The organism is Vibrio sp. 704 (genome assembly GCF_033339295.1).
In genome coordinates this window covers 1-23,036 of the sequence record NZ_JAWOUH010000002.1, presented here as the reverse complement: position 1 = coordinate 23,036, position 23,036 = coordinate 1, and the positions used below count along the sequence as shown (strand labels likewise).

22 protein-coding genes are annotated in these 23,036 nt (G+C 45.9%); 21 read left to right on the top strand and 1 reads right to left on the bottom strand.

The annotated features are described in order from the left end of the window. Nucleotides 1-15 precede the first annotated feature (15 nt). The 15 genes from R7R24_RS03955 (at nt 16) to R7R24_RS03885 (ending at nt 11,694) form a co-directional block, all read left to right on the top strand. On the top strand, nt 16-480 hold the full coding sequence (locus R7R24_RS03955) for a hypothetical protein (RefSeq protein WP_318119432.1): 465 nt from the start codon (nt 16-18) through the stop codon (nt 478-480). Then, nucleotides 477-707, top strand: coding sequence for a hypothetical protein (locus R7R24_RS03950; protein ID WP_031856782.1), 231 nt, complete (start codon nt 477-479; stop codon nt 705-707). Before R7R24_RS03955 ends, R7R24_RS03950 begins: the two co-directional genes overlap by 4 nt. A gap of 2 nt (nt 708-709) precedes the next feature. Beyond that, nucleotides 710-994 (top strand): hypothetical protein, encoded by a 285-nt coding sequence (locus R7R24_RS03945; protein WP_045607483.1) that lies wholly within the window; start codon nt 710-712, stop codon nt 992-994. Then, entirely contained in the window at nt 991-1,254 is a 264-nt protein-coding gene (locus R7R24_RS03940; RefSeq protein ID WP_318119431.1) for a putative phage tail assembly chaperone, read from the top strand. The genes R7R24_RS03945 and R7R24_RS03940 overlap by 4 nt, the downstream gene beginning before the upstream one ends. A gap of 41 nt (nt 1,255-1,295) precedes the next feature. Beyond that, complete coding sequence (locus R7R24_RS03935) at nt 1,296-1,436, top strand: DUF6890 family protein (protein ID WP_162836293.1); 141 nt, start codon at nt 1,296-1,298, stop codon at nt 1,434-1,436. An 11-nt stretch (nt 1,437-1,447) separates the two neighbouring features. Next, nucleotides 1,448-3,334 (top strand): phage tail tape measure protein, encoded by a 1,887-nt coding sequence (locus R7R24_RS03930; protein ID WP_318119430.1) that lies wholly within the window; start codon nt 1,448-1,450, stop codon nt 3,332-3,334. Further along, a complete protein-coding gene (locus tag R7R24_RS03925; protein ID WP_318119429.1) occupies nt 3,334-3,675 on the top strand; it encodes a DUF2590 family protein in 342 nt (113 codons plus the stop codon). The genes R7R24_RS03930 and R7R24_RS03925 overlap by 1 nt, the downstream gene beginning before the upstream one ends. Continuing rightward, entirely contained in the window at nt 3,675-4,862 is a 1,188-nt protein-coding gene (locus R7R24_RS03920) for a baseplate J/gp47 family protein (protein ID WP_318119428.1), read from the top strand. The genes R7R24_RS03925 and R7R24_RS03920 overlap by 1 nt, the downstream gene beginning before the upstream one ends. Then, on the top strand, nt 4,849-5,451 hold the full coding sequence (locus R7R24_RS03915) for a phage tail protein (protein WP_318119427.1): 603 nt from the start codon (nt 4,849-4,851) through the stop codon (nt 5,449-5,451). The genes R7R24_RS03920 and R7R24_RS03915 overlap by 14 nt, the downstream gene beginning before the upstream one ends. A 13-nt stretch (nt 5,452-5,464) precedes the next feature. After that, nucleotides 5,465-8,116 carry a phage tail protein gene (locus tag R7R24_RS03910; protein WP_318119426.1) on the top strand — a complete coding sequence of 884 codons (2,652 nt, stop codon included), beginning with the start codon at nt 5,465-5,467 and terminating at the stop codon, nt 8,114-8,116. Between the two features lie 11 nt (nt 8,117-8,127). Then, the gene (locus tag R7R24_RS03905; protein WP_318119425.1) at nt 8,128-8,664 is read left to right on the top strand and encodes an adenine glycosylase; all 537 of its coding nucleotides are present in this window, start codon (nt 8,128-8,130) and stop codon (nt 8,662-8,664) included. A 9-nt stretch (nt 8,665-8,673) separates the two neighbouring features. Further along, nucleotides 8,674-9,363, top strand: a complete 690-nt coding sequence (locus R7R24_RS03900) for a hypothetical protein (RefSeq protein ID WP_318119424.1) — start codon at nt 8,674-8,676, stop codon at nt 9,361-9,363. Further along, on the top strand, nt 9,354-10,118 hold the full coding sequence (locus tag R7R24_RS03895; protein ID WP_318119423.1) for a hypothetical protein: 765 nt from the start codon (nt 9,354-9,356) through the stop codon (nt 10,116-10,118). Before R7R24_RS03900 ends, R7R24_RS03895 begins: the two co-directional genes overlap by 10 nt. Before the next feature lies 1 nt (nt 10,119). Further along, nucleotides 10,120-10,317, top strand: a complete 198-nt coding sequence (locus R7R24_RS03890; protein ID WP_318119422.1) for a hypothetical protein — start codon at nt 10,120-10,122, stop codon at nt 10,315-10,317. 636 nt (nt 10,318-10,953) lie between these two features. Continuing rightward, the gene (locus R7R24_RS03885; RefSeq protein WP_318119421.1) at nt 10,954-11,694 is read left to right on the top strand and encodes a polysaccharide deacetylase family protein; all 741 of its coding nucleotides are present in this window, start codon (nt 10,954-10,956) and stop codon (nt 11,692-11,694) included. Nucleotides 11,695-11,995: 301 nt separating this feature from the next. Here R7R24_RS03885 and R7R24_RS03880 read toward each other — a convergent pair whose 3' ends face one another. Then, on the bottom strand, nt 11,996-12,250 hold the full coding sequence (locus tag R7R24_RS03880) for an Lpp/OprI family alanine-zipper lipoprotein (RefSeq protein ID WP_005375145.1): 255 nt from the start codon (nt 12,248-12,250) through the stop codon (nt 11,996-11,998). Between the two features lie 550 nt (nt 12,251-12,800). Here R7R24_RS03880 and R7R24_RS03875 point away from each other — a divergent pair. The 6 genes from R7R24_RS03875 to R7R24_RS03850 all read left to right on the top strand — a co-directional run bounded on the left by R7R24_RS03875 (nt 12,801) and on the right by R7R24_RS03850 (nt 22,924). Then, nucleotides 12,801-14,144, top strand: a complete 1,344-nt coding sequence (locus tag R7R24_RS03875) for a DEAD/DEAH box helicase (protein WP_017820508.1) — start codon at nt 12,801-12,803, stop codon at nt 14,142-14,144. 324 nt (nt 14,145-14,468) lie between these two features. Then, nucleotides 14,469-16,466 carry a prolyl oligopeptidase family serine peptidase gene (locus R7R24_RS03870; protein ID WP_054579339.1) on the top strand — a complete coding sequence of 666 codons (1,998 nt, stop codon included), beginning with the start codon at nt 14,469-14,471 and terminating at the stop codon, nt 16,464-16,466. Then, complete coding sequence (locus R7R24_RS03865; protein WP_171345507.1) at nt 16,467-18,608, top strand: TonB-dependent hemoglobin/transferrin/lactoferrin family receptor; 2,142 nt, start codon at nt 16,467-16,469, stop codon at nt 18,606-18,608. Nucleotides 18,609-18,617: 9 nt separating this feature from the next. After that, nucleotides 18,618-20,870 (top strand): proprotein convertase P-domain-containing protein, encoded by a 2,253-nt coding sequence (locus tag R7R24_RS03860; protein WP_318119420.1) that lies wholly within the window; start codon nt 18,618-18,620, stop codon nt 20,868-20,870. Nucleotides 20,871-20,895: 25 nt separating this feature from the next. Beyond that, nucleotides 20,896-22,347 (top strand): DUF1566 domain-containing protein, encoded by a 1,452-nt coding sequence (locus tag R7R24_RS03855; RefSeq protein ID WP_054579337.1) that lies wholly within the window; start codon nt 20,896-20,898, stop codon nt 22,345-22,347. Between the two features lies 1 nt (nt 22,348). Then, the gene (locus R7R24_RS03850) at nt 22,349-22,924 is read left to right on the top strand and encodes a DUF1566 domain-containing protein (RefSeq protein WP_005375151.1); all 576 of its coding nucleotides are present in this window, start codon (nt 22,349-22,351) and stop codon (nt 22,922-22,924) included. Nucleotides 22,925-23,036: the final 112 nt, after the last annotated feature.

The window sequence follows — 23,036 nt, the reverse complement described above, 5'->3', positions numbered from 1 at the left end:
TTTGTTGAGAAAATCATGAAGCCAGTCCTTGACCACTTAGATATGGCATCCGGTGGTAAAGGCACGATGAACACTCAAGCGGCCATTAATCTGATCCTGATGATTATTGCCCATGAGTCTGGAAAGTTTACTTACTCAAAACAGGTGCGTGGTCCTGCATTGGGCTTTACCCAAATGGAACCCTCCACCTTCAACTGGCTTGTCGAGTGGTTAGGGAGCAGCCGCCCTCACTTGTTGGATGCATTGTCGATGTTTTGCCCAGTTGAGCACTTAGACCCTCGTTACATGGTGATTTCACCCGAGTTCGCAGTGGCAACCGCACGACTCAATTTAATTCGGTTCCCAGAAGCCTTGCCAGAAGCCGATGACCTAGAAGGCTTGGCTCGGTACGCGAAGAAGTACTGGAACACAAGCGCAGGTAAAGCAACAGCAGAAGATTACCTACAGGCATATCAATCGTTAATCGGAGAAGCAGCATGAGTTTCATAACTGGAATCGTTGGCAAGACATTGTTGGAAGTATTGAAAGGCCTGTTCTTTCAAATCAGTTGGTCAATCATCCTTGAACGCTTCGCCACACGTCTTGTGGTATGGGGTTTGGAAACCTTGAAAGGCCTGAGCACAAACGATGTTCTGCAAGAAACCGTGGACGACATCATCAATGCATTACAAGGCAAACGCTTGAAAGAAGTGCCACTGAAGGAATAGCGATGGATTCATCATGGATATCGGCGATTGTGGCAACGATAGCGCTGCTTATCGCCATCATCAATGTGGTTTTCGGCAGAACGGATAAAGGGCAGAGCACCGCCCGAGATCATGATCGTCGTATCCATGCCAATGAGCTAGCCACTGAGCGACTGCGTGGTGATGTCGCTGAGAAGTACGCCACCAAGCACGAACTACGGGAAGCCGTAGATGATTTGAAAGATTCAATTAACGGACGGTTTGACCGTTTGGAAACCAAGCTAGATAAAGAGAGAGATGTAGCATGAGCAAACAAATTGCACTAACGGTTGGTGATGCAGATATCACGTTTGTCCCGACAGAAACAGATTACAACGACTACATGAACGCGTTGGCACAGGGGGAAATCGTGAACTCTGCGCATAACTTTCTGATGAACACCGTTACAGAAGAAAGCAAAGAAGTATTCCGTGAACTGACGAATGAGAATCCAGGAGCTGCGATTCAGGTTGTGGGTGAAGTTCTCAAGGAATACACGCCGAAGCTGCAAATCAAAGTAAAAAAATAGATGCCCTTGTTCGGGCTATGGACTCCAACGAGCTCGAACAAATGCTCACCTGGCGCCGTAAGTGGTTGCCGGGTGAGACAGACAGCGAAGAGAACCTTGCAAGGGCCATTTGGTTAGAGCGTCAGTATTGGGAAAACATGCAAGCTGCCACCGCTAACGGGGTTGCCAAGGCGTTTAGCTGATAAGGAACACGATGTTACCAGAAGCACTCAGATTTCAAGTTGGATTGATTGACCAGATTTCTAAACCTCTGGGCAATATTAAACGCAATTTGAATGATGTCACCAATACCTACCGTCAGGGTACTCATACCATGATGGCAGGAGCGGCAGGCATGGTGGGTGCTGGTTTTGCATTGCAACAAGCCTTGATGCCAGCGATTGAGATGGACAGGGCATTAGGTGAAGTGAAATCACTTGGTGTTGCCGATGACCAGCTAAAAACCCTTACCCAAACAGCAATGAAGTTTTCGGTTGAATACGGTAAGTCGGCCACTGAATTTGTGGCGGCTTCGTATGATATCAAATCTGCTATGGGGGATATGACAGGCGATGAACTGGCGGGTGTCACAAGAAGCTCGGCTATTTTAGCCGCTGCGACTAAAGCAGATACGGCCACCATTACCAACTACATGGGTACCATGTACTCGGTTTTTAAAGACCAAGCCGATCGGATTGGTAAAGACAACTGGGCTGAACAAGTTGCAGGTATGACCGCAAAATCTGTCGAGATGTTCAAAACCACGGGTCAAGGAATGTCGGATGCGTTTAAAGGTGTTGGCGCATTAGGTAAAACTCACGGCGTAGCCATTCAGGAGCAAATGGCAGTGCTTGGCCTGCTGCAAGGTTCTATGACTGGTAGTGAAGCGGGAACTCGTTATAAAGCCTTTATGAGCGGTGTGGTAAAAGCGCAAGACAAGCTAGGCATGGCGTTTACCGACAGCAACGGGAAGATGCTGCCAATGTTCGACATTATGTCGAAACTGCGCAACCAATTCGGTGATTTAGATTCACTGGAAATTGATCAGATTAAGCAAGCTTTCGGCTCGGATGAAGCCGTGCTGCTTATCACCGACTTGATAGGCAAAACGAATGAGCTGCAATCCAGCGTCAAAGACCTAAATGATGCTAGTAACTTAAATACGGCAATTAACATGGCCGGAGCGATGACCGACCAATGGGAACGACTCGAACAAGGCGTGTTTGCAGTTCGCACTGCTTTTGGTGCCGCGTTGTTGCCTTCTCTCTTACCTGTGATTTCAAGCTTGGCTGATGGTGCGATAGAAATCATCGAATGGACAGAGATGTTCCCGAACCTGACCAAGTACATTGGTTTTGCTGCCATGGCGATTTTAGGTGCAGCAGCAGCAGGTGGTGTTTTTACCTTAATGATGGGTGTCGGTAAACAAGTCATGGCGACTTATATGCTCACCATGAAGATGTTTACAGGGGTGAACTTTTTACTAACCAAAGGAATGGCAGCGCTTCGCGTTGCAATGCTAGCGGTAAACATCGCAATGATGGCGAACCCAATAGGATTCATTACTGGTGCTGTCGTTGCCGCAATCGCCGCAGTGGGTGCGCTGATCTTCTACTGGGATGATCTGAAAGCCTCGTTGGGTGACACAACCTGGTTCCAAGTACTAGAAGGGGCAATCACTTTAATCACACTTCCATTCAGAGCCATGTTTGAGTTCATCAAGGCAGGTTGGCAATGGGTCATGAGCGGCTTTACCGACACTAGTGGATTTGCCTTTATCGGTGATATGGCCAACTCAATTAAGGAAGTTTTTTCCGGAGTGTTCAATTGGATTACCCAGAGCCTAGCGGGAATTTGGGATTCCGTGAAAGGACTCATTGATTGGATACCTGGCTTCGGTAGTGATGATGAAGCTACTCAAGTGAAATCTAAGTCCGTTCAAAGTGCTACGCCTCGAGCACAAATTCAACCTGGGGGCGCAGCCAAGAACATTGCCAGCTATCAAACCAGTTCGACGAACTACGGTGGTGTGGCGATTTATCCAACCTACATGAACAGCCCGCAAGACATGGCGAGTGAAATAGAAATGGCGGCAGGCTAATGGCGGATTACAAATACCAGGACATTTTGATTGAGAACGGGGATGTGGTGCTCGATGCAGGCCGCAACCCAATCTTGATTCAAGACCGTGCGGTTATTGCCCAAGACATCAAACACGCCATCATCGAGAGCAATTTAGCGGTGGATTTAATCGCTGAGCGAAGCCCATCAAAGAAAGCCGATATCCGCACCAGGCTGGAACTGCTTGTTGAAGAAGACGTTCGATTGGTACCAGGTACCGTGCGTTTGGATGAACCGACCGAGGGCTCGATTTACGTATTTGCCGACACCATGGACTTTGGCGAGTTGCAATTAGAGATAGTGAATAACGGAGAGCGTTAATGACTGATATTCCAAAACCAGACTATTCCGAACTGGTGAAGCAATCGGGTATCCCAACCGATGAAGCAGGGTGGAAGAAAGTACTCAAAGAGGAGATGGACAAAGAAGGTTCCATCATCTCAAACGACTCGCCGTTTTCTCCATTTTGGCGTCTTATTGAAGCCACGGTAGTGAAAGTCACGATGTGGCTCATCAATACCTTATTGGTTGGCTATGTCTTGCCGAATATGTTTGTTGCGACCGCTGTAGACCAATGGCTCGACTTGTTGGCGTGGCAATGCAAACTCACCCGAAAAGGGGCAACCAAAGCCAAAGGAATGATCGCTTTTCAACGTTCTGCGGTTAAAGGCCCTGCGTTGGTGATCCCCAAAGATACGTGGGTACAGACCGAACCGATTAACGGCACGATTTACCGGGTGAAGGTGCTTGCTGATACCACGATGCCAGAAAATGACACCATGGTGATGACAGAAGTGGAGGCGGAGAACGAGGGCGCGGCTTACAACCTAGGTGAAGGGTATTACCACATTTTACCAACAGCCATTCCGGGCATTGGCGCAGTGACCAACCCTGCCGAATGGTTGAATGAAGCTGGGGCAGACAAAGAGAGTAATGACGAACTCCGCCTACGTATTCGTAACCAATGGAGCGCAGTAGCAAGATGGCACATTGACGCAGCTTACCGTTCACTGCTCACCAGTCGCGCAGGTATCAATGACGACAATGTCTATTTTGAGCACAACGCTCCCCGTGGACCAGGTACCGCCAACGCGTTCATCCTTTTAGACACTGGTGAACCATCGGCAGAAATGTTGGCGGATTTGAATGAGTACATCCGTGTCGAAGGTCAGCACGGACATGGTGATGATCTGCAAGTCCTCGCCATGCCAGAAACAACCCACGATATTGTCTGCCGGGTTTGGCCATTGCGTTCATTAACAATGGAAGAGCGAGACGCGCTACGCGTAAAAGTGGAGCAGTTCATCGGTGCGGCTTTCCGAGAGAACACCGATTACTCACCAACAGTGGCCAGTCCTGTTCTTCGATTCAGTTTCTCAAGGTTAGGGCAGGAGCTGCACGTGCAGTTCTCAGAGATTGAATCCCTCGAATTTGATAACGCCGACATCATCAACAACCTGACGGTACCGCGAATTAATTCTCTGGGGGTGACGATTGAAAATTCCTGAGATTGACCTGCGTTACTGGATGGGAAGAAGCGAGCTGGCTAAGTTCGCCCGAGCCATGCGCAACTACTGGGAACATGTGAGAGCAGCATTTGAAATGCCACTGCAGCAGCATGCCCCGTTAACCGCCCCAATGGCTCTGGTGAATATTCTTGCCTGGCAACGTGAAATAGAACGATTAGGGCAAGAGCCAGAAGTGGTGTTTCGAATCCGTGTCGCGCATGCCTATGGATTTGCCCGTGAAGCAGGTTCTATCGCGGGTTGGGAAGATATGTTCGCCAAGTTGGGGTACCCCCATATTGTTCAAGATGAGCGTTTGGCAAAAGTTGATTGGGATGTAATCAGCCTAAAAATCCGCGATGGTGACCTAACCAATGTCCCCAAGTTGCTAGATACCGTCATCAGACAATACGGCAGAACCTGCCGCCGTTATCAATATACCAGTTATGTCGAAATGCCGTTGGCCGCGCGAAGTAAGAGCGTCGAAGCGCAATACACCACGTCGCACGTTAATACCAGGCTCAATGTTGGCATGCTGCCAAGCGTGCTGAACGTCGACTGCGAATATTACCAAGCCACAGTGAAGGGTTAAGGAATTACTAAACATGGCAAATACCACTGACAAGTCAATTTTAACCGCCGCAGGTAAAGCACTGTTGGCACAGCTCAACGCTGAAGAAAAACCACTTATCATCGACAAGATGATGTTTGCGAATGTACCCAATCGTCCAGAGTTTCCGCAGCCGGGTGGTGTGGTACCGACGGACAATATTGTTTACCAAGAGCAGATTGATCAACGCGGGCGCCTTTCTGCAGACTCGGTGATTTACAGCACCACATTGACCAGCGATGTGGGTCCATTCGAGTTCAACTGGACGGGGGCCTACTGCTCTGAATATGGCGTATTAGTCACGATTGACCATCACGCGCTTACACCTAAAACAGCAGATGAGCCGGGTGTAGCGGGTAATACCTTGGTGCGTTCGGTAGTACTTGAATACAAAGACATTGCCGAAATCACCAACATCACGGTGGATGCATCGAGCTGGCAATACAACGCCACTGACCGAATGAAGAAGATGGACAGCGATGTGGCGCAGTCCATCATCGACCAGAACGGCAAAGACTGGTTTATCGAAGATGGTTTCTTGGTTACGCCTTCCGGCAGTGCATACAACATCAAAGCGGGAGCCGGTTATGTCTCAGGCAACCGCGTGAGCATGGAATTCGACCGCAGCGTTCAGGTACCCAACCAACCCTCGTTCATCTACATCGATGCGCACCGCGAAGGCACACCAACAGGTGAGCAGGTTACTCTGTTCGATTTTATCATCACGGCCGAAGAGAAAGACGATTACATCGATTCTTCAACAGGCAAAGATATCCCGCATTTCGTGTGCAAAATTGCCAAAGTGCTGGCCGATGGAAGCGTGAGTGATTTGAGGCCGGAGGGTGAAAGTGCGAGTAGAGATTGGACTCTACAAAATACCGTTGTTTCCGTTGATACTTTTTCTGAAGCCTATAACGATAGTGTAAAAGCTAAACGGCTGCGAACAAATTACCACACCAATTTTGGGCGTGGTGGTTCTGAATATATTTACATTGATACGGATACAACGAAAAAATCGCAGGGTGATGAGTACGAATTTTGGAACGCTGCAGGCCATCATTATCGCTTGAATCATAACCGAACTATTTCCATTGAGCAGTTCGGGGCTGTTGATGACAATGACATCATGCCTGTTTTGGCTAACGTATTGCCATTATTTAAATCAGGGGTTTTACGCATTAAATCAGAAGGTGGTGATTATCGCCTCGCTCCTGGAACTATCACTATTGATGACTGCTCAGCGTCAGAGCTGGATTTGAGAAAAGCGAACCTTCGCATTGATGAAAGCCTGGATAAATCAACCAGAATTACATTCAACAATCCGACGTCATTAGAAATAAAAATGAATGAGGTCGATTATGAAGGAACCTTCTCTCACCGATTATTTGATATCAATAATCCCAAACGGCTCCGAGTTCGAGTTTATGACGAAATAAAAAATGCGTGTTATCCATCTCCAGATTATGTTGTGGATAACCTATCCGCTTTCATGATTGTGAGCGGTGGTAGTGACATTAGGATCAAGTTCACTGAGTTCTTCAACATGTACCATAAAAATTATGACGGTACTTTAGTTGATCGTTGGGGGGCTGGCGGTGAACACTTAGGGCGATGTATTAGTGCTCACAAACTGCAAGGTGTGGCATCTAAACGTTTAAGGTTGTCAGGGGGGGCGGTCACAGAATGTCGAACACCGTTTGTTTTCGATGGTTGTGATAATCTCACAGCCAAATCAATCGATTTCACTCAGTTAAGTGATAACGCTATCTATGATCTGAGCTGCAATAATACGGTCTACGATGATATGACATTCGTAGAGTGTCAGGATGAAGGTATTGTTTTCTCTGGTGTGAATAAGAAGTTCCGAGCGTTGCGTTTTTATAACGTGTCTAACAAGTGTGCTGCAATTAATGGCTACATTAAAGCGGTCTCATTTGATACCTGTTCTTTTCGAGCCAATTCCGGAGACATGCCACTTAATGCCATTAAAACCCGTACTGAGGTAGCGGTTCAATCTAAAGACTTAACAGTATCGAATTGCTACTTTGAAGGACGCGTGGATTATGCCGTTAACTACTTGCAAAAAATCGACAAAGTCTCATTTAACAACAAATGCCGATTTGTAATTGAAGACAATAAGAATGGCCGAGCTATTGCCACGTTTGGTGATGTTGGATTGCTAGAGGTAGGGAATAGTGACTTTGTCATAACTGGCACTGCCGATCACAATAAAATTGTTTCGGTTGGCGGTGACACCAAGCTTAGAACCTATGACAACGAAGGGTTGTTGGAGCATTATCTCTCATACCCAGAGGGGGCAAAGCTTCCTGTTGAATTTCGAGATAAAAACAACATTGATCCGTCTACTTTCACCACAGTTGAAGAGCATAAAGGCAATGCGCATTTCGTAGCTCCAATAACAGAAGGTATGGAAGGGCGAGGTTATACAATGTCTTTTGCTTTTGATGCAAATGTGAATAGTACAGATGATATTAAAACGGGTGGTTTTATCCGAGTGGTTAAGTCTGACTCGAATAATGTTGAGGCTGATTGTCGCTTTGAGTTTTGGTCAGCGAAAAGCGATAAGACTGGTTACGAGTTAATCGGTGTTATCGACAACGCGAACCCATTATTGTCACAACCATAATTGGATGAATGATGCTCACACTTAACGGCACTCAAATCTTACTCAAGAACCAGCGCATTAGCGTGCGCCAACAGCTTGCCGGACAAGATATGTCCGGCCAGTCCTCATCGACTGATCAAGCCGAAACGGGCAACAAAGGTAAAGTGTTGTCCGTCAGTGGCGTGATCCCATTCAACAAGAGTGAAACCCTAAGTAACCTTTTCACCATGGCAGGCGGGCAAGAGAACAGCGCCCGCCAGATTTACCGCATCAGCAACAACACGGCCGCTGCACTCAAGATACGCCAGGTGAAGTTTCAAGGCACTATTCGAGCCGATGAGCAAGAGAGCAACCGACAATGGAACGTCGCTTTCGAGTTGGTTGAGCACTTGTCTGTTCCTGAGCGTGTTGAACAACGTCAGGAAGACAAACCTGCAACACAGCAGCAGGTGCAAGGGGTAACCACTCCGGTAGAAGCAGGACAAAGTGAAGACGTTCCTCCGGATACAAGTGTTGAGCTCACGGGCATTATGAAGTTTCTCAAATCACTAGACGAAATATTGTCATAGGGGGAGGTAATGGAACCAAACCATAAGTTTGTTTGCCGCGCCTATCTTGGTAGCCAGAAGGTTAAAGCAAAGAAACATCGCATTCTCTTTGATGCGAATACACCTGCTCGCTGCTCGATTTCCGTTGAAGGTTCTCCGAAGGTAAATACCATCATTGCCGTAGATATTGGATGGGGTGACAGCATATCGAGGGTATTCCTTGGTTACATCGAACGGGTGCAAGCATCGGAAAAAGGATGGTCAGAACTTTTTTGTCGCGAGTTGGCGGCATTGTTGTTTAAGCCGCTTGATATCACACTACGCCACCCGACATTGATGCAACTGCTAAGCGACGTGACCAACAAAACCGGGCTGCAGTTCGTGGTACCAGAAGCAGCCTACAGCAAAACTTCTATCCCTTGCTTTTACAGTGATGGCAATGGCTATCGAGTAATGGACGAGCTGTCTCAAGCTTTCGGTATAGAAGACCTGTTTTGGCAACAACAGGGTAACGGCCAAATCTATGTGGGCACTTGGAAAGACTCTTATTGGGCAGATAAGCCGGTGGCTATTCCTGATAGCTTAATGACGGGGCACACGACGGCCAAGTCAGTGAAAATACCTGCGAGCCCTAAGCTAAGACCAGGCGCCATAATCAATGGCTTGCGTTTGGTGGGCGTTGATTTCCAAGGAACAGAGGTGAAGCTGATATGGACGTAAATGCAATTAAGCGAATCATATTTCGTTTGTTCCCAGAGCTGACCGGACGTTGGCATTTACCGCGATGGGGTAAGGTGGTTGCGTTACCTGAGTTGCCAGAAGAGGGCGACATGTCTGATCGCTTTTATCCGCATTATGCGGTGGACGTTCAGCTGCTCGATGAAAAGGGCGTGGAGTTCAAAGACAAATCACCACTTCAGGCGGTACCACTTCCAATACCAGGGGTGGGTGAATACGCCGGCAGACTTGAACCACCGGCAATCGGAAGCATTGTAGAAATCGGCTTTATGTTCGGCCAGCCAGATAAGCCTTTTATTCGTTGTGTGCTGCCATTGGGGTTCAAGTTACCAGCGATTAAGCAAGGCGAAAGCCGATACCAAAAACGGCAAGGCGTGTACCAGTTGGTAGACGAAGTGGGGAACTTCGAAAGCACCACAGACAAAAATGCCACGCTGAACTGTACAGACAGGTCGATAAACGTAATTAACTATACCGCTATCGTTGAAGAGATGCGTAAAATTACAGTAAAGCAGAGTGAAGAAATATCAATACTAAAAGACCAGATACAAGACATACAGGGGCAGGTCAAACTCACTATAGGTAAAGAGCTTAGCATCAAAGCTAAAAGTATCACTGAAGATGCAAATACAATTAAGCTAAACGGTGGGGTTGGTGTCATTACCTGTGCGTCAGCTTGTCCATTCACAGGCTCACCTCATGTTGATGGGTCAACCACTGTAGCTGCAGGGAAGTAAAATGGCACTAAATAGCAGTAAAACAACAAATAATGTGGTCGCAAAGCTACAAGCCGCTGGTTTCATCGTAGATGGCCAGTACTCAAAGCAAAGAGAGTTCGTGCAAGCTATTGTGGAAGCTGTGATAGAAGACATCAAAGCGGACGCAGAAGTTGCGGTAACCAGCGGCAGCTCAGCGGGCACTTACAAAGTCAGCTAAACCTTCCCGGTATCCATAACAAGCGCCTATAACGGGCGCTTTTCTTTTTCCTGTGATTCTGTAACTAACTTTCATTCCTGTATCACAGGCTCACGAAATGCATACGCGAGTGACGGAATCCGCACTCCTCCTCCCCACCTGCACGCTTTTCGATCTGGTTTTTTCGCTATTTTGATTTAGTGAAAATCTAAGGGACTAGGAGGGGCTTAGAACACGCGATAAAGCCTTTTGCTATAAGGACTTTGAGTGATATGAAAAGCCGCTAGAAAGGGCTTATATTGCGCCTATTACAATTTCAATAATTGCGATTTTATTCGATAAATTGCAGTAATAACGATCTATAAAGATCTGATGAAATGTTGTAAGCTATTGATTATTAATGCTGCTATGTGTTTTTTGTCAGTTTGTTAAAGATCTCGTGTGCAAAATTAAAGATCTATTTAGTTGCAGTTAAGGCAGATACCGCAAGGCTCTAGAACCAATCTTACAGCAAGGCTGCTTTTTCAAATTTTTTCATGAGATGAAGGTGGAAAAGTGGTTAATGTAGTTGGTAAAGAAAAATAAACGGAGTGTCATACTGTTAGTTGGTCTGGTTGCATATATCACCCTATTGGTTTACAGGTTATTTTAAAGTTTATGAATAAGTTTATTATCCTAGTGTTCAGCCTCTTAATTGTAGGTTGCCAAGAATCAGAAGAAGACACTTTACAAGTGCAGTCTGTTGGTCGATTGGCTTTGTCTTTTGATGATACTTATATCGAAAATTGGCATAAGTCCATGGATATCTTCGATCAATACGATGCTAAAGCCACTTTCTTTGTTACACGCTATACGATGAAGGTTAGTGGCACAAGGTTGCAAGATTTGTTGATGGAAATTCAAAACAGAGGTCATGAGATTGGGTTTCATACAACATATCATCATAACGGCCCCGATTTTGTTGCCGAAAATGGTATGAGCGAATACTTACGTGTAGAAATTGATTTAGGATTAAACCGTATGCTTGAAGATGGCTTCAATACAACTAGCATAGCATTTCCTTACGGTAGCACGAGTGACGAGATCAACGAAAATCTGAGAGGTCGGTTCAATAAACTAAGAGATTTCAGAAGTGCAAACTTTGTAGATGCTTTAAGTGATGGGAATAGTCATTATTTGATGGCTGCTGGGATTGATGGGCACGTATTTAACTTTGAAAAAATAATGGATGCCATTGACGAGGCAAACGAAAAAGGACAGTTACTTATTTTAGCTAGTCATGACATAGATTATGCTTGTGAAGACAATATCTGGTGCATTACTGAAAGCAACTTAGAGAGAGTTCTGGACTACGCACAATCCACAGGTATGAAGTTCGTTAAGTTTAATGAACTATAAGTTCATTAAACTAATATATGTAGTGATGTGTGGACACTTCTGAGACGTGAGTTAATTTATGATACTTTAATCTTTTGATTGTTAATGTTTTCTTTTTACTGTTTATGAAGACCATATCATCAAGCACTCTAATCACAGTCATATGGGGTGAGACTGAATTTTTACTTAATGCATTTATACCTTAGCCGGTTACCCAGATACAAAAAGTGGCGACATAGATAATGTCGCCACTTTATCGCCATTTGATAATTTTCAATCGTGTAACTGGTTGATAAATGACGGTTATTTTCGATTCTCTTACTTACTTAGTGTAAGACTGAGCGATGTTATCGATACGCTCGTTAGCACGCTCAGCTTCTTCTTGAGCAGCCATTGCTGCTGCGCCTGATTTTTGAACGTCAGATTGAAGAGCTTGTACGTCTTGGCTTAGTTGGCTAACTTGGTTGCTTAGTTCGTCTAATTTTGCTGCATTTGCTGTAGCTGCGTCATCAGAAGAAGCACAACCGGCTAGTAGAAGTACTGAAGTTGCTGCAGCTGCGATCAACGTTTTGTTCATATAAGAACTCCTTGCTTATAGTGAAAGTCTCGCCACTAACTATTATTTTATACAGTAGCGAGGTTAAATGTGGTTACATTTTATCAGTACATGATGTAGCAAAAGTCAAAAAAACCCAAGAATTTCATGGAGTACCTGACGTCAACTTTTACCTGAGCTTAACAAAGGTGAATAGTCTATCTTCTCCCTCGCTCTCACAACAGTTTTCATAGCAGGTGTATTTGCCACGTTCCTGATATCAATAATTTAGACGATATTGACACAAATGAAAGTTTATTGGCCCAAATAACTGCTATTTACGTCGTTTTGTTGAAGAATAGAAGACATATCTGAAAGGCCTTTCACTGAACTTCACGTTCAGATGCACATCAAAAAGGCTAGGGTTTACTCTGAACTGAGCCACAAATGATGTTTTACCGTCACCACAGGGAATTAGTTTGTGTGATCTCTATCTATACTCCTATGATTTGCGGTATTATACCGAGCTTTATTTTTTTGCTGCGTTAGAGCGGAAACGACACTACAGAGCGCTCAGACGCTGACTGATTTATTGGAGAATACTTTGCAATTTAAAGATCTAGGCCTAGACAACCGATTGTTGAAGAACCTAAAACACTACGATTTTAAAAAAGCGACTGACATTCAGCAGCAGGCGATTCCTGTTGCGATTGCAGGCAAGGATCTATTGGCATCTTCGAAAACGGGTTCGGGCAAGACTTTGGCGTTTGTATTGCCAATGCTTCATAAGTCTTTAAAGACAAAATCGTTTTCTGCGAAAGACCCTCGCGCGGTTATCCTTGCTCCTACTCGTGAGTTAGCGAAACAAGTATATGGTGAGCTTCGTTCTATGCTAGCTGGCCTATCTTATGAAGCAGCACTGATTTTGGGTGGTGAGAACTTTAACGATCAGGTAAAAGCTCTGCGTCGTTACCCGAAATTTATCGTGGCGACACCAGGACGTTTGGCTGATCACTTAGAGCACCGTTCGCTTTATCTGGATGGTTTGGAAACGCTAATTCTGGACGAAGCAGACCGTATGTTGGATTTGGGCTTTGCACCAGAGCTTCGTCGCATTCATAAAGCAGCCAAGCATCGTCGTCGTCAAACGTTGATGTTCTCTGCGACATTAGATCATGCAGACGTCAATGAAATCGCGGCTGAAATGCTCAATGCGCCAAAGCGAATTGCTATCGGCGTTTCTAACGAAGAACATAAAGATATCACGCAAAAATTTTACTTGTGTGATCACCTAGATCATAAAGAGGCAATTTTAGATCGTGTTCTTTCTGAGGCTGAATACCGTCAAGTTATTATCTTTACGGCAACGCGTGATGATACTGAGCGACTAACAGAAAAGCTGAACGAAAAGAAACTGAAGGCTGTAGCACTAAGTGGTAACTTGAACCAGACTCAACGTAACACCATTATGAGTCAGTTTGAGCGCGCAGTATTTAAGATCCTTGTAACGACTGATGTTGCTTCCCGCGGTTTGGATATTGCAACTGTGACACACGTCATCAACTTCGATATGCCAAAGCATACCGAAGAATACGTACACCGAGTTGGTCGTACTGGTCGTGCTGGAAATAAAGGGGATGCAATCTCTCTTGTTGGTCCAAAAGACTGGGATAGCTTTAAACGTGTAGAAGCATACCTACAACAAGATCTTGAGTTTTCATTGTTCGAAGATTTGAAAGGTAAGTTTAAAGGCCTTAAGCCACCTAAACCAGATTTCCGCAATAAGAAAGCGACCGCAAAGAAAGCTCGCCCTCAAGCGAAAAAATCGGCGAAAAAACCAGCTAAGCGTGACAAGAGCTTCTACAAAAACGTATCTGTGGGTGATGATGTCTTCATCCCTAAGAAAAAACCAGCGGCACCGAGCTCTGAAGAGTAAAAGCTGCTGTAGTTTCCCATTGATTTTAGTTCTTAAAAATCCGAGTGTTCGCACTCGGATTTTTTATGTCTGTCGCTAGGTGAAATAGCGTCTTTCCATACTCACTCGTTTGTCAGCTTTTATATTTGTCTGGTTGTATATAAACAGCATAGAACGCTAATTTAGGAAGTTATTAAGTTTTATTACCTCGGTCAAAGCAAACGTTTTTCCTCACACACTAGATAAAAATCTTACATGATTATGAAAATGATAATTGATCTCATTTTTATTTAAGGGCAGAATACGCGCCATTGTATTAATCCTATAAATGAATTCGCTCTCTATATGAAATTTACTCATGTTTTTTTAGGGCTCATAATTACCTCTAGTTCTGGCTTTGCTGCTGATGATTTCAACTGGCTTCGAGATGATGCTCGTAAAGATGAGCGAGTTCTTACCTACCTAACAGAACAAAACCACAAAACTGAACAGCACCAAAAAAGTTATCAGACGTTGACAAAAAACCTACTCACGCAGTGGGATACCATGGTGGCAGACAAAGGTGATAAGCCATGGTCGATCATGAGTGGAAGAGAGTGGACGCTAACGCGTCGCGATGGTCGTTACTTACTATTATCCCGTGCGAGTCAACATGCACCAGAAAACGTGGTGTTCGATTTCGATGAACGACAATCTGCGCATCAGTACTACCAACTTGGTCAATGGCAAGTGAATGGTGACACGCTCCTTTTCACGGAAGATATCGACGGTAGCGAACAATATCGTGCTGTGGTTGTTGATTTACTCTCCGGCCAATCTACGGAACTGGCGACGCACGTCGATAGTGGCGTATTGTTGTCACCTAACGGGAAAGTGGCATTCCTCGTTGCAAAAGAAAAGCGCACTCAGCGACCTCATCAGATCTTACGTATCTCCACTGAATCTTTGGCAAAAACAGTCCTATGGAATGAACCCAAGTCAGATTGGTTACTTTCTTTCTATCGTGCGGCAGATAGCCGTTATGCTGTGCTGCAAAGCAACAACGAGTCAACAACAGAGCAGAAGCTTGTCGATCTAGAAACGGGCACTGTCTCAGATTCATTGCGAAAGCCTGAAGTGGGTGTGGAATATTACGCGGATGTGGCGAAAGGTTACATTTATCTGAAAAGCAACTTTGAAGGAAAGTTCGCCCTTTACCAAGCCGAACTCGCACCGCTTGGCGCAACATGGCAACGCTTCACCAATCCTCGTGAGCCGCTTGAACAGTTCTACCTTTATGATGCAGGAGTTGTGGCACTTAGCAAGCCAAACAATGTGTCGACTTTGACGGTGTATTCTTACCAAGGTCAGGAAAAAGTGATACTGCCATTGGAACACGATGGTAATGTCGCTTGGCTAAGCACGTTGGGCGATTTTGAATCAAACAAGATTCGTATCCGAAGCATGTCGATGACTACGCCTCCTCAGTGGGAAGAGTTCGATGTAAAAACGCTGAATAAATCCTTGTACTCTCAAGATGCTTACCAAGACTTTGATAGTCAGCGTTATGTATCCCAACGTATTTTTATTAAGCACGACGGCGTTTCTGTCCCTGTCTCTTTGGCGTATCGCAAAGACAAATTGCACCCACAATCTCCTGTGATGATTTACGGTTACGGCGCGTATGGTTTTACGATGAAACCGTACTTTATGCCTCAGGTTATCAGTTTACTCGACCAAGGTGTGATTTACGCTATCGCCCATGTCCGTGGCGGTGGGTACTTTGGCGATGAATGGCACGAGCAAGGCCGTGGTGTGCGAAAAGCCAATTCTATTGGTGATTTTGTCGCGGCCGCGAAGGCGCTGCAAACATTCGAACGTGGCAATAGAGAGGTTTTCGCCATCGGTTCTAGTGCTGGTGGCACGTTGGTGGCCGGAGCGGTTAATCAAGATCCTAAATTGTTTTCAGGTGTCGTACTTAAAGTGCCTTTTGTTGATGTGGTTGCAAGTATGTCGGATACCTCACTTCCGCTTACCACACAGCAGTATGGCGAATGGGGTAACCCAACCAAACCTGGACAATTGGCGTTAATGAAGGCGTACGATCCGATTCTCAATATCCATAAAGACGCTTACCCACCCATGTTTGTTCAAGTCGGTTTAATCGATCAGCGCGTGCCATATTGGGAAGGCGCTAAGTATCTCGCTAAAGTTTCAGCGTTAAGTGAGCGCAACGGGCCGTACTTGTTGCAAACTGATTTTAATTCGGGCCACCAAATGGACCCACGACAAGCGCAAGAACAACAAGCAAAAGAATACGCATTTCTACTATCACTCATTAAAACATCTAAAGCGGAGCAGTAAATGAAGCTTACCCCAGTGTCAGCGGCAGTACTTTCGGTACTTGCTGCCAGTCAAGTGCACGCCGAATCTAAGGTTTTCTCAATGGAAGAGGTGGTGGTAACCGCCAATAAAATCGATCAGCCATTGTCAAAAGTGGCAGGTAGTGTCGCGGTTATCACAAACGAGCAAATCGAAGAAAGAGGCGAGACCGAGCTATATGACGTGCTGCGTAACGAACCTGGTGTAAGCGTGACGGGCGGTGCAGGACGTCCGCAAAACATTACCATCCGTGGTATGACGGGTAACCGCATTATGATCGTTCGTGATGGCATTCGTTCTGCGGATGGCTTCGGTGCGAATGACATTAATGATGCAGTTGGGCGAGATACTTTTGATTTATCCAATTTTGAATCGCTGCAAATCATTAAAGGTGCAAGCTCTTCGGTGCATGGCTCTGGCGCGATCGGCGGTGTGGTGATTTTAGAATCCAGCAAGCCGGGTGATTTCTTAAAAGACAAAGACTTCTACACCGATGTATCCGGTACTTACACCGATATCAGCAACAAGTACAAAGGCACGAGTAATCTAGCTTTCCGCTCCGGTGATACTGAGAGTTTGTTTAACGTTTCATACTGGCAGGGGCAAGAGACACGTAACTTTGATGAAGATTTGTATAACCGCGACCTCGATGGTTACAGCGGTGCTTATACGATCAACCACTTTTTCAATGAAGAGGTGATGTTGAAAGCGAAAGCTGAACTCTACACCCAGAACCAAGAGCGTTTGGAGGGTTCACCGTCCATTCAACCTGATGGAATTTGGCATATTGAAGACTTTGCTGAGGATGAAACCACAGAAGAGTACAGCGCTTATATTGGTGCAGAGGTGACTCCGATTAATCCAACTTGGTTCGAAGAGTTGGATACCAAAGTTTACTGGCGTCACACCGAAGTGGTGGAAGACACCAACCGTTTAATGCGCCAAGTGGATCACAATGGTTTGATCACCAAGCGTCGCGAGCTGGAACACAAAACCTTCATTGACGAAACAATTGGCTTCCGTGGCGATTTCACTAATACGATTTATGCAGCAAATGCTGAGCACCAATTGGCTTACGGTGTCGAGCTTTCTACTGACTATTACGAACGCACAGATAGCGACTCCAAGATTGATTGGAACGGAGTAACACCTTCGACCAAACAACCTTTCGCTCCTGCTCGTGCTTATAACATTGGTTTGTACGTTCGAGACATGGTGGAACTGGATAAATGGACCATCACAGGTGGCCTACGCTTTGATGCGCACCGTCTCACGCCAGACGGTGCGGGTGAAGTGGGCGGCTTCCCATTAAAAGACATGGATAGCTCAGAGGTATCTCCAAGTCTTTCGGTTTCTCGTGAAGTATTTGCCAACAACATTGCTTATGTATCTTATAACCATGGTTACCGTGCTCCGGAATACGATAAAGCGTATGGCTTTGTAAGCCACGACTTTGTGCCGCTCACGCCGTTTGTCATTGCACCAAACATGGATCTAGAAGCTGAAACTTCCGACTCATTTGAAATCGGTAACAAGTTCGATAACGGTCGTGCGTATGTCTATGCGTCTTTGTTCTACAACAAGTTTGAAAACTTCATCGACGTTGTGACCACGGGCTTTGACTCAAGCAATGGTAATTACATTAAACAATACCAAAACCTCGATGGTGTCGAGACGTATGGTGCAGAGCTTTCTGCGGGTTACGCGATCACTAAGCGATGGAACATCAGCACCAAGTTTGGCTACGTAGATGGCAAAGACGCGGAAGGTGAATACGTTCGAAGCATTACGCCATTCGAAGGTAACGCTCAACTGAAATACGCCGACCAAGACTTCAATGCTTACGTGGCTTGGAACTGGGCCGCGGCCATGGATCGCGTTCCTAAATGCCAGACCACGCTTGGTCTAGCGACAGAGTGCGCGCAGACAAGTGCGTGGAATACGTTTGATATTGGCGCAACTTACCACGTTTCCAAAGACCTTCGTGTTAGCGCAAACATCATCAACCTGTTCGACAAAGAATACATCCGATACCAAGACGTAGCGGGTATCGCTGAGGAAAGTAAGCGTTACTCAACTGAGCCAGGGCGCTACTTCACGCTGACTGCAAAATACGAATTCTAGGACGAAATCATGAAGCTAAAACCATTGGCGTTTTCACTGCTTATTGCATGTACCCCTGCGGCGCTGTCTGCAGAGTGGGATTATCCCACAACGGATTCTGTGGTGACCAATGAAGCGCAAGCGAAAACTTATTTAGACAGCCACTACTCAGAAGCGGGCGAGTTTAAGTTCCGTTACAAAACCCAGTCTCAGCTTGGTGAGCATTACAATTTTGATGTTTGGGTTAACGGTGAATATCAATCTCAGCGTGCCCTTGTAGTAACAACTGATAAAAATCATCACGTTGTGCGAGTGTTTAAGAGCCTTGAAGATACGATAATTCGCAACGGTAAACCAACGGTTGCAATGGAATTGGAATCGCCTCGCCAACTGCAAGCACAAGAGCCACCGGCTTTGAGATCTGGAAGTCTGGTTGATGTTGAGGTTTCTTTATTCAACCCAGATCTGCGCACCATGCAACAGCAAGCGGCACCAGAATCGACATGGTCAGCACTGTCCGATTACCCTCAGCCGATCGAGTACGTCACCAAGTCGATTGAGGTTTTAAAGTCGGGAGGTAAGTTCTATCTCTCTAACCCAAGATTAAAGCAAGTGGATGCGACGGGTTTATTTTCAGCCCCAGCACCTGGTGAAGCGCCTGTACTCGATACGTTGGACTTCCTCAGCGCAGAAGGGGTTCAAGCATTTGACAGTGTTGATGAGATGCAAAGCACCGAGTTTGGTGACAATGCGTTCCCACAGTTGATGGCTTTTTATCATCTTGATAGCTCGATCCAATATCTGACAAGCCTGACTTACGACTTGTTTGATGAACCGCTTCGTTTTGATGCTCGCGGTTTATCAAAAGATAACTCTACTTACTATTACGGTCCGAAAGCACTCATGCTGGGTGTCGGTGGTGTTTCTCCGGATGCAGTCGAGGCTGATGTCGTGATACACGAGCTTGGGCATGGCATTCATTACCAAATCGTACCGGATTGGGCGTACGGTCACACTGGTGCTATCGCAGAGGGTTTTGCTGATTACTGGGCGGGCAGCGCGAGCTACCGCATTCAATATTTGGATGCTTCGCGTCGTGGTCAAGAATTCGAGTTAGATACGGTGTTCAACTGGGACGGTGTGTTCGGAACACGCAAAACAACTCGTAGCTTATGGAACCAAAGAGCACGTTACTTCGAGAGCTCAGAGTACCCAGCGCACGTCAGTGTGGGCGGTGAACTAGGTGACGAGCTATGGTCAACGCCGCTGTTTCAAGCGCTTAAAGCATCGGTTGAACGATACGGTGATGATACCGATAGGGTGTTCCGCGAGTTTGACGCCATTGTTCTTGAAGGCATGTACGGCATTGGTCGTGGCGTGAAAATGCATGATCTGGCGGAGTCGACCGTGTTTGCCGCAAACACCTTGTTCCCAAATAAAGACTACTCCCAATTCCTGACGGACAGCTTCAACAGACACAACTTACTTAAAGCGCCTCTTCGTGTTCGCTATGACGCTCGATACATCGCACAAGGTCAAGACGTTGGTTTGAGCCTGAGCCAAACTGGCCGTGAAGCGAGCATCAAAGGGCAATGGCAGCTAAACAACGCATCTGTTTTCGACTTTGATGAAACGCTTTCTGACTCGACCTCAATGAAGGTGGCGTTACCAAGCGGTCTAACATGTGGCACGCAATTCGATTCCTCTATTTCATTGGATTATCAATTTTCTGAAGGCCTAAAGACTCACCAGTGGAGTGAAAAGGTGATGCTGGTTAATGGTACGCCAGAGCTCGATATCCAGCCTCAACCAGTGAACTCCGCTTTGCCGGAACAGGGCGACAGACTGTTCTCTCAGACGCTATCGGACAAGTCACGCACGATTGATGATTCGTTTGCGGTTTACCTGAACATCGAACATGACTCACTGCAAGATCTGCAAGTGACGCTAGTGTCTCCACAAGGCAAATCGGTCGTGCTACTTAGCCATCAATCAAGCAATACCAAAGGATTTAAAGGTTACTTCACCGCTCAGTATGACGAGGAGTTACAAGCACTTGTCGGTCAACCGAGTTGGGGGACTTGGCGTCTCGAAGTGTCTGACCGCGTGTCAGGGAACTCTGGGGTGTTGAAAGAGTGGGGTGTGAGTCACTTTGCTCAGTATCAGTGTAGTGCTGATACCACTAAAGAAAGCAGTGGCGGTGGTTCAGGTGGCAGTGGTTCGCCTTGGACCTTGTTAGGACTTTTCCTGCTTTCAATGGTGAGAGTGATTCGCTCTCGTTAATTAAAATCAAAAGAAGATAAAATCTATGAAGTTTCAATATTCTTTCGTTGCTATGTCACTAGCCCTTGCTGGCTGTGGCGGAGGTTCTGGTGGTGACACGTCGGCACCGACCTATGATGTAGCTGGCACCATCGTTTCTGCAGGTACACTTCTTGATACGCCAGTCTGCATCGATTTAAACCAAAACTACGTTTGTGATACGACCGAGCCGAGTGCTAAAACGGATAATGCCGGTAAATTTAGCCTGACTTCAAGCGACAAAAACGTACTAACCAGCACCATTCTTGCTCAAGTTGATCAAGGTTCGAACCAAACGTTGCGTCTTGCGGCTCCGGGCCAAAACTTAGCAACGGGTAACACGGTCAATGGTGTAACAACGTTGCTCGCAGGTCTTGTGGTTGACGGTAAAACCGTTGCTCAAGCTGAAGAGATTGTGAAAGCACAACTCACCGATGCCGGTGTTTCTCTGTCTGGAACGGTAATGTCTAACGCAGAAGCCAGCGAGCTAGATAAGCTAGAGCAAAACACGGTTGCACTATTAGCTGCAATGCAGCCACAACAAATGACCCAAGGCGTAGCGCTGCTTGCTCAAAGCCTTAGCTTCCAGGGTAAATCATTGGCCTCTGATCTTCTGTCTGAAGTGGAAGTGAGTGCATTTGCTGAAGAAATTGTAGCGGTTGCTGAACAAACGGTTGGTAGTAACGATACGGGCGCCGTTCTTTATTTTGCTGAAGGAGCAGCAGACGTAGCAGAGGTTCAAGCGTCTTACCCTGGTCAAGATGCGGAGTACGGCTTCGACAAAGAGGACAAGCAAACGTCGACAGGCGCAGGCTTTAAGTTCGTTAAGTTAGATTCACAAGGTGCTGCTTTAGCTGCAGATGCGACTGAGTGGGCTTGTACTATGGACGAGCGTACTGGTCTTGTTTGGGAAAACAAAAGTGCGGATGCGAGCTCAGTTCAATTTAAAGATCGCCTATTTGCGTTTGAGTCTGAAACATTTAAGCCATTTAGCAAAGATGTAGAGCTTGCAGGTTGTAAAGACGCTGGTGATGAAGTTTGTACCACTAGCCAATATGTTCAGTACATAAACAAACAATCGTTATGTGGAATCACTGGTTGGCGCTTGCCTACTTACCGTGAGACTTATGACTTACTAGACTTTGGTGAACAAACACTGTTTGCTCCGAACGATGAATATGCAAAATACAACGTCTATGGTTTTAATGTTAAATACTTTCCACAGCAAACCATAGGTAGCCCTTATTTAGGATATGGTGCGTTTTGGCATAGCGACTTTAAGTTTACGAATGCATCATCACAACTTATTGATGGCGAGATTTATTTCCCTGCGATTGTCTCCCGGGGCAAAGATAGAGGCACTATTTCATACGTCGAGATTCGATCAAGCAACACAAGTGCGGGTGCCGATGATTCTTACCAATTCCCAATCCGTCTAGTCGCAGTTAAGGGGCAATAAGATGAAGAAATTAATAACTGTACTATCTCTTACTTTGGCTTCTCAAACTGCAATAGCTGCACAAGAGTGTTCTACTGACTTTGCTAAAACGGCACCTAACACGCGTTATACATATTCTGAGAGCGGTACCGTAACTGACCTGAAAACAGGTCTAACATGGATGCGCTGTCCAGTTGGTATGACATGGAATGTAGGAAACCAAGAATGCCAGGGGACGCGATCTACAATGTCATGGCAACTCGCTCTCTCCACAGCCAAACAAATTCGTAATAAGGACGGCAACCATCCTCTTCACAATTTTGCTGACAAAAAAAATTGGCGACTAGCAAATATCAAAGAGCTAGTATCTCTAACTGAGCGAGCTTGCCACAGCCCAGCCATAAATAGTACAGGGTTTGCTAGCGGCTATAGTCTGAAAGATGGAGATGATGTTCTAGGGCGTTATGTCTGGAGCAACACACCTAATGGCGACGGTAAGCATGTTGCAACTTTTGATACGACTAATGGTGAGGTTTTCAATAGAGATCCGTTAAACTCAAGTTTCAAAAGCTCTCTCTTGTTAGTGACAGATGAATAATAATTATTACGTTAATAAGGGTTGATAGCTTTGCCCTGAGGGATCCCCTCATAATTTCCCCAAAGCGCAACCATGTTTGAATAGATTTTGAGCAAGCAGGATTGCAGCTACG

Bases quoted from the DNA above. Each gene is read 5' to 3' on its own strand.
- R7R24_RS03955 (WP_318119432.1), top strand. From the start codon at position 16: ATGAAGCCAGTCCTTGACCACTTAGATATGGCATCCGGTGGTAAAGGC.
- R7R24_RS03950 (WP_031856782.1), top strand. From the start codon at position 477: ATGAGTTTCATAACTGGAATCGTTGGCAAGACATTGTTGGAAGTATTG.
- R7R24_RS03945 (WP_045607483.1), top strand. From the start codon at position 710: ATGGATTCATCATGGATATCGGCGATTGTGGCAACGATAGCGCTGCTT.
- R7R24_RS03940 (WP_318119431.1), top strand. From the start codon at position 991: ATGAGCAAACAAATTGCACTAACGGTTGGTGATGCAGATATCACGTTT.
- R7R24_RS03935 (WP_162836293.1), top strand. From the start codon at position 1,296: ATGCTCACCTGGCGCCGTAAGTGGTTGCCGGGTGAGACAGACAGCGAA.
- R7R24_RS03930 (WP_318119430.1), top strand. From the start codon at position 1,448: ATGTTACCAGAAGCACTCAGATTTCAAGTTGGATTGATTGACCAGATT.
- R7R24_RS03925 (WP_318119429.1), top strand. From the start codon at position 3,334: ATGGCGGATTACAAATACCAGGACATTTTGATTGAGAACGGGGATGTG.
- R7R24_RS03920 (WP_318119428.1), top strand. From the start codon at position 3,675: ATGACTGATATTCCAAAACCAGACTATTCCGAACTGGTGAAGCAATCG.
- R7R24_RS03910 (WP_318119426.1), top strand. From the start codon at position 5,465: ATGGCAAATACCACTGACAAGTCAATTTTAACCGCCGCAGGTAAAGCA.
- R7R24_RS03905 (WP_318119425.1), top strand. From the start codon at position 8,128: ATGCTCACACTTAACGGCACTCAAATCTTACTCAAGAACCAGCGCATT.
- R7R24_RS03900 (WP_318119424.1), top strand. From the start codon at position 8,674: ATGGAACCAAACCATAAGTTTGTTTGCCGCGCCTATCTTGGTAGCCAG.
- R7R24_RS03895 (WP_318119423.1), top strand. From the start codon at position 9,354: ATGGACGTAAATGCAATTAAGCGAATCATATTTCGTTTGTTCCCAGAG.
- R7R24_RS03890 (WP_318119422.1), top strand. From the start codon at position 10,120: ATGGCACTAAATAGCAGTAAAACAACAAATAATGTGGTCGCAAAGCTA.
- R7R24_RS03885 (WP_318119421.1), top strand. From the start codon at position 10,954: ATGAATAAGTTTATTATCCTAGTGTTCAGCCTCTTAATTGTAGGTTGC.
- R7R24_RS03880 (WP_005375145.1), bottom strand. From the start codon at position 12,250: ATGAACAAAACGTTGATCGCAGCTGCAGCAACTTCAGTACTTCTACTA.
- R7R24_RS03870 (WP_054579339.1), top strand. From the start codon at position 14,469: ATGAAATTTACTCATGTTTTTTTAGGGCTCATAATTACCTCTAGTTCT.
- R7R24_RS03865 (WP_171345507.1), top strand. From the start codon at position 16,467: ATGAAGCTTACCCCAGTGTCAGCGGCAGTACTTTCGGTACTTGCTGCC.
- R7R24_RS03860 (WP_318119420.1), top strand. From the start codon at position 18,618: ATGAAGCTAAAACCATTGGCGTTTTCACTGCTTATTGCATGTACCCCT.
- R7R24_RS03855 (WP_054579337.1), top strand. From the start codon at position 20,896: ATGAAGTTTCAATATTCTTTCGTTGCTATGTCACTAGCCCTTGCTGGC.
- R7R24_RS03850 (WP_005375151.1), top strand. From the start codon at position 22,349: ATGAAGAAATTAATAACTGTACTATCTCTTACTTTGGCTTCTCAAACT.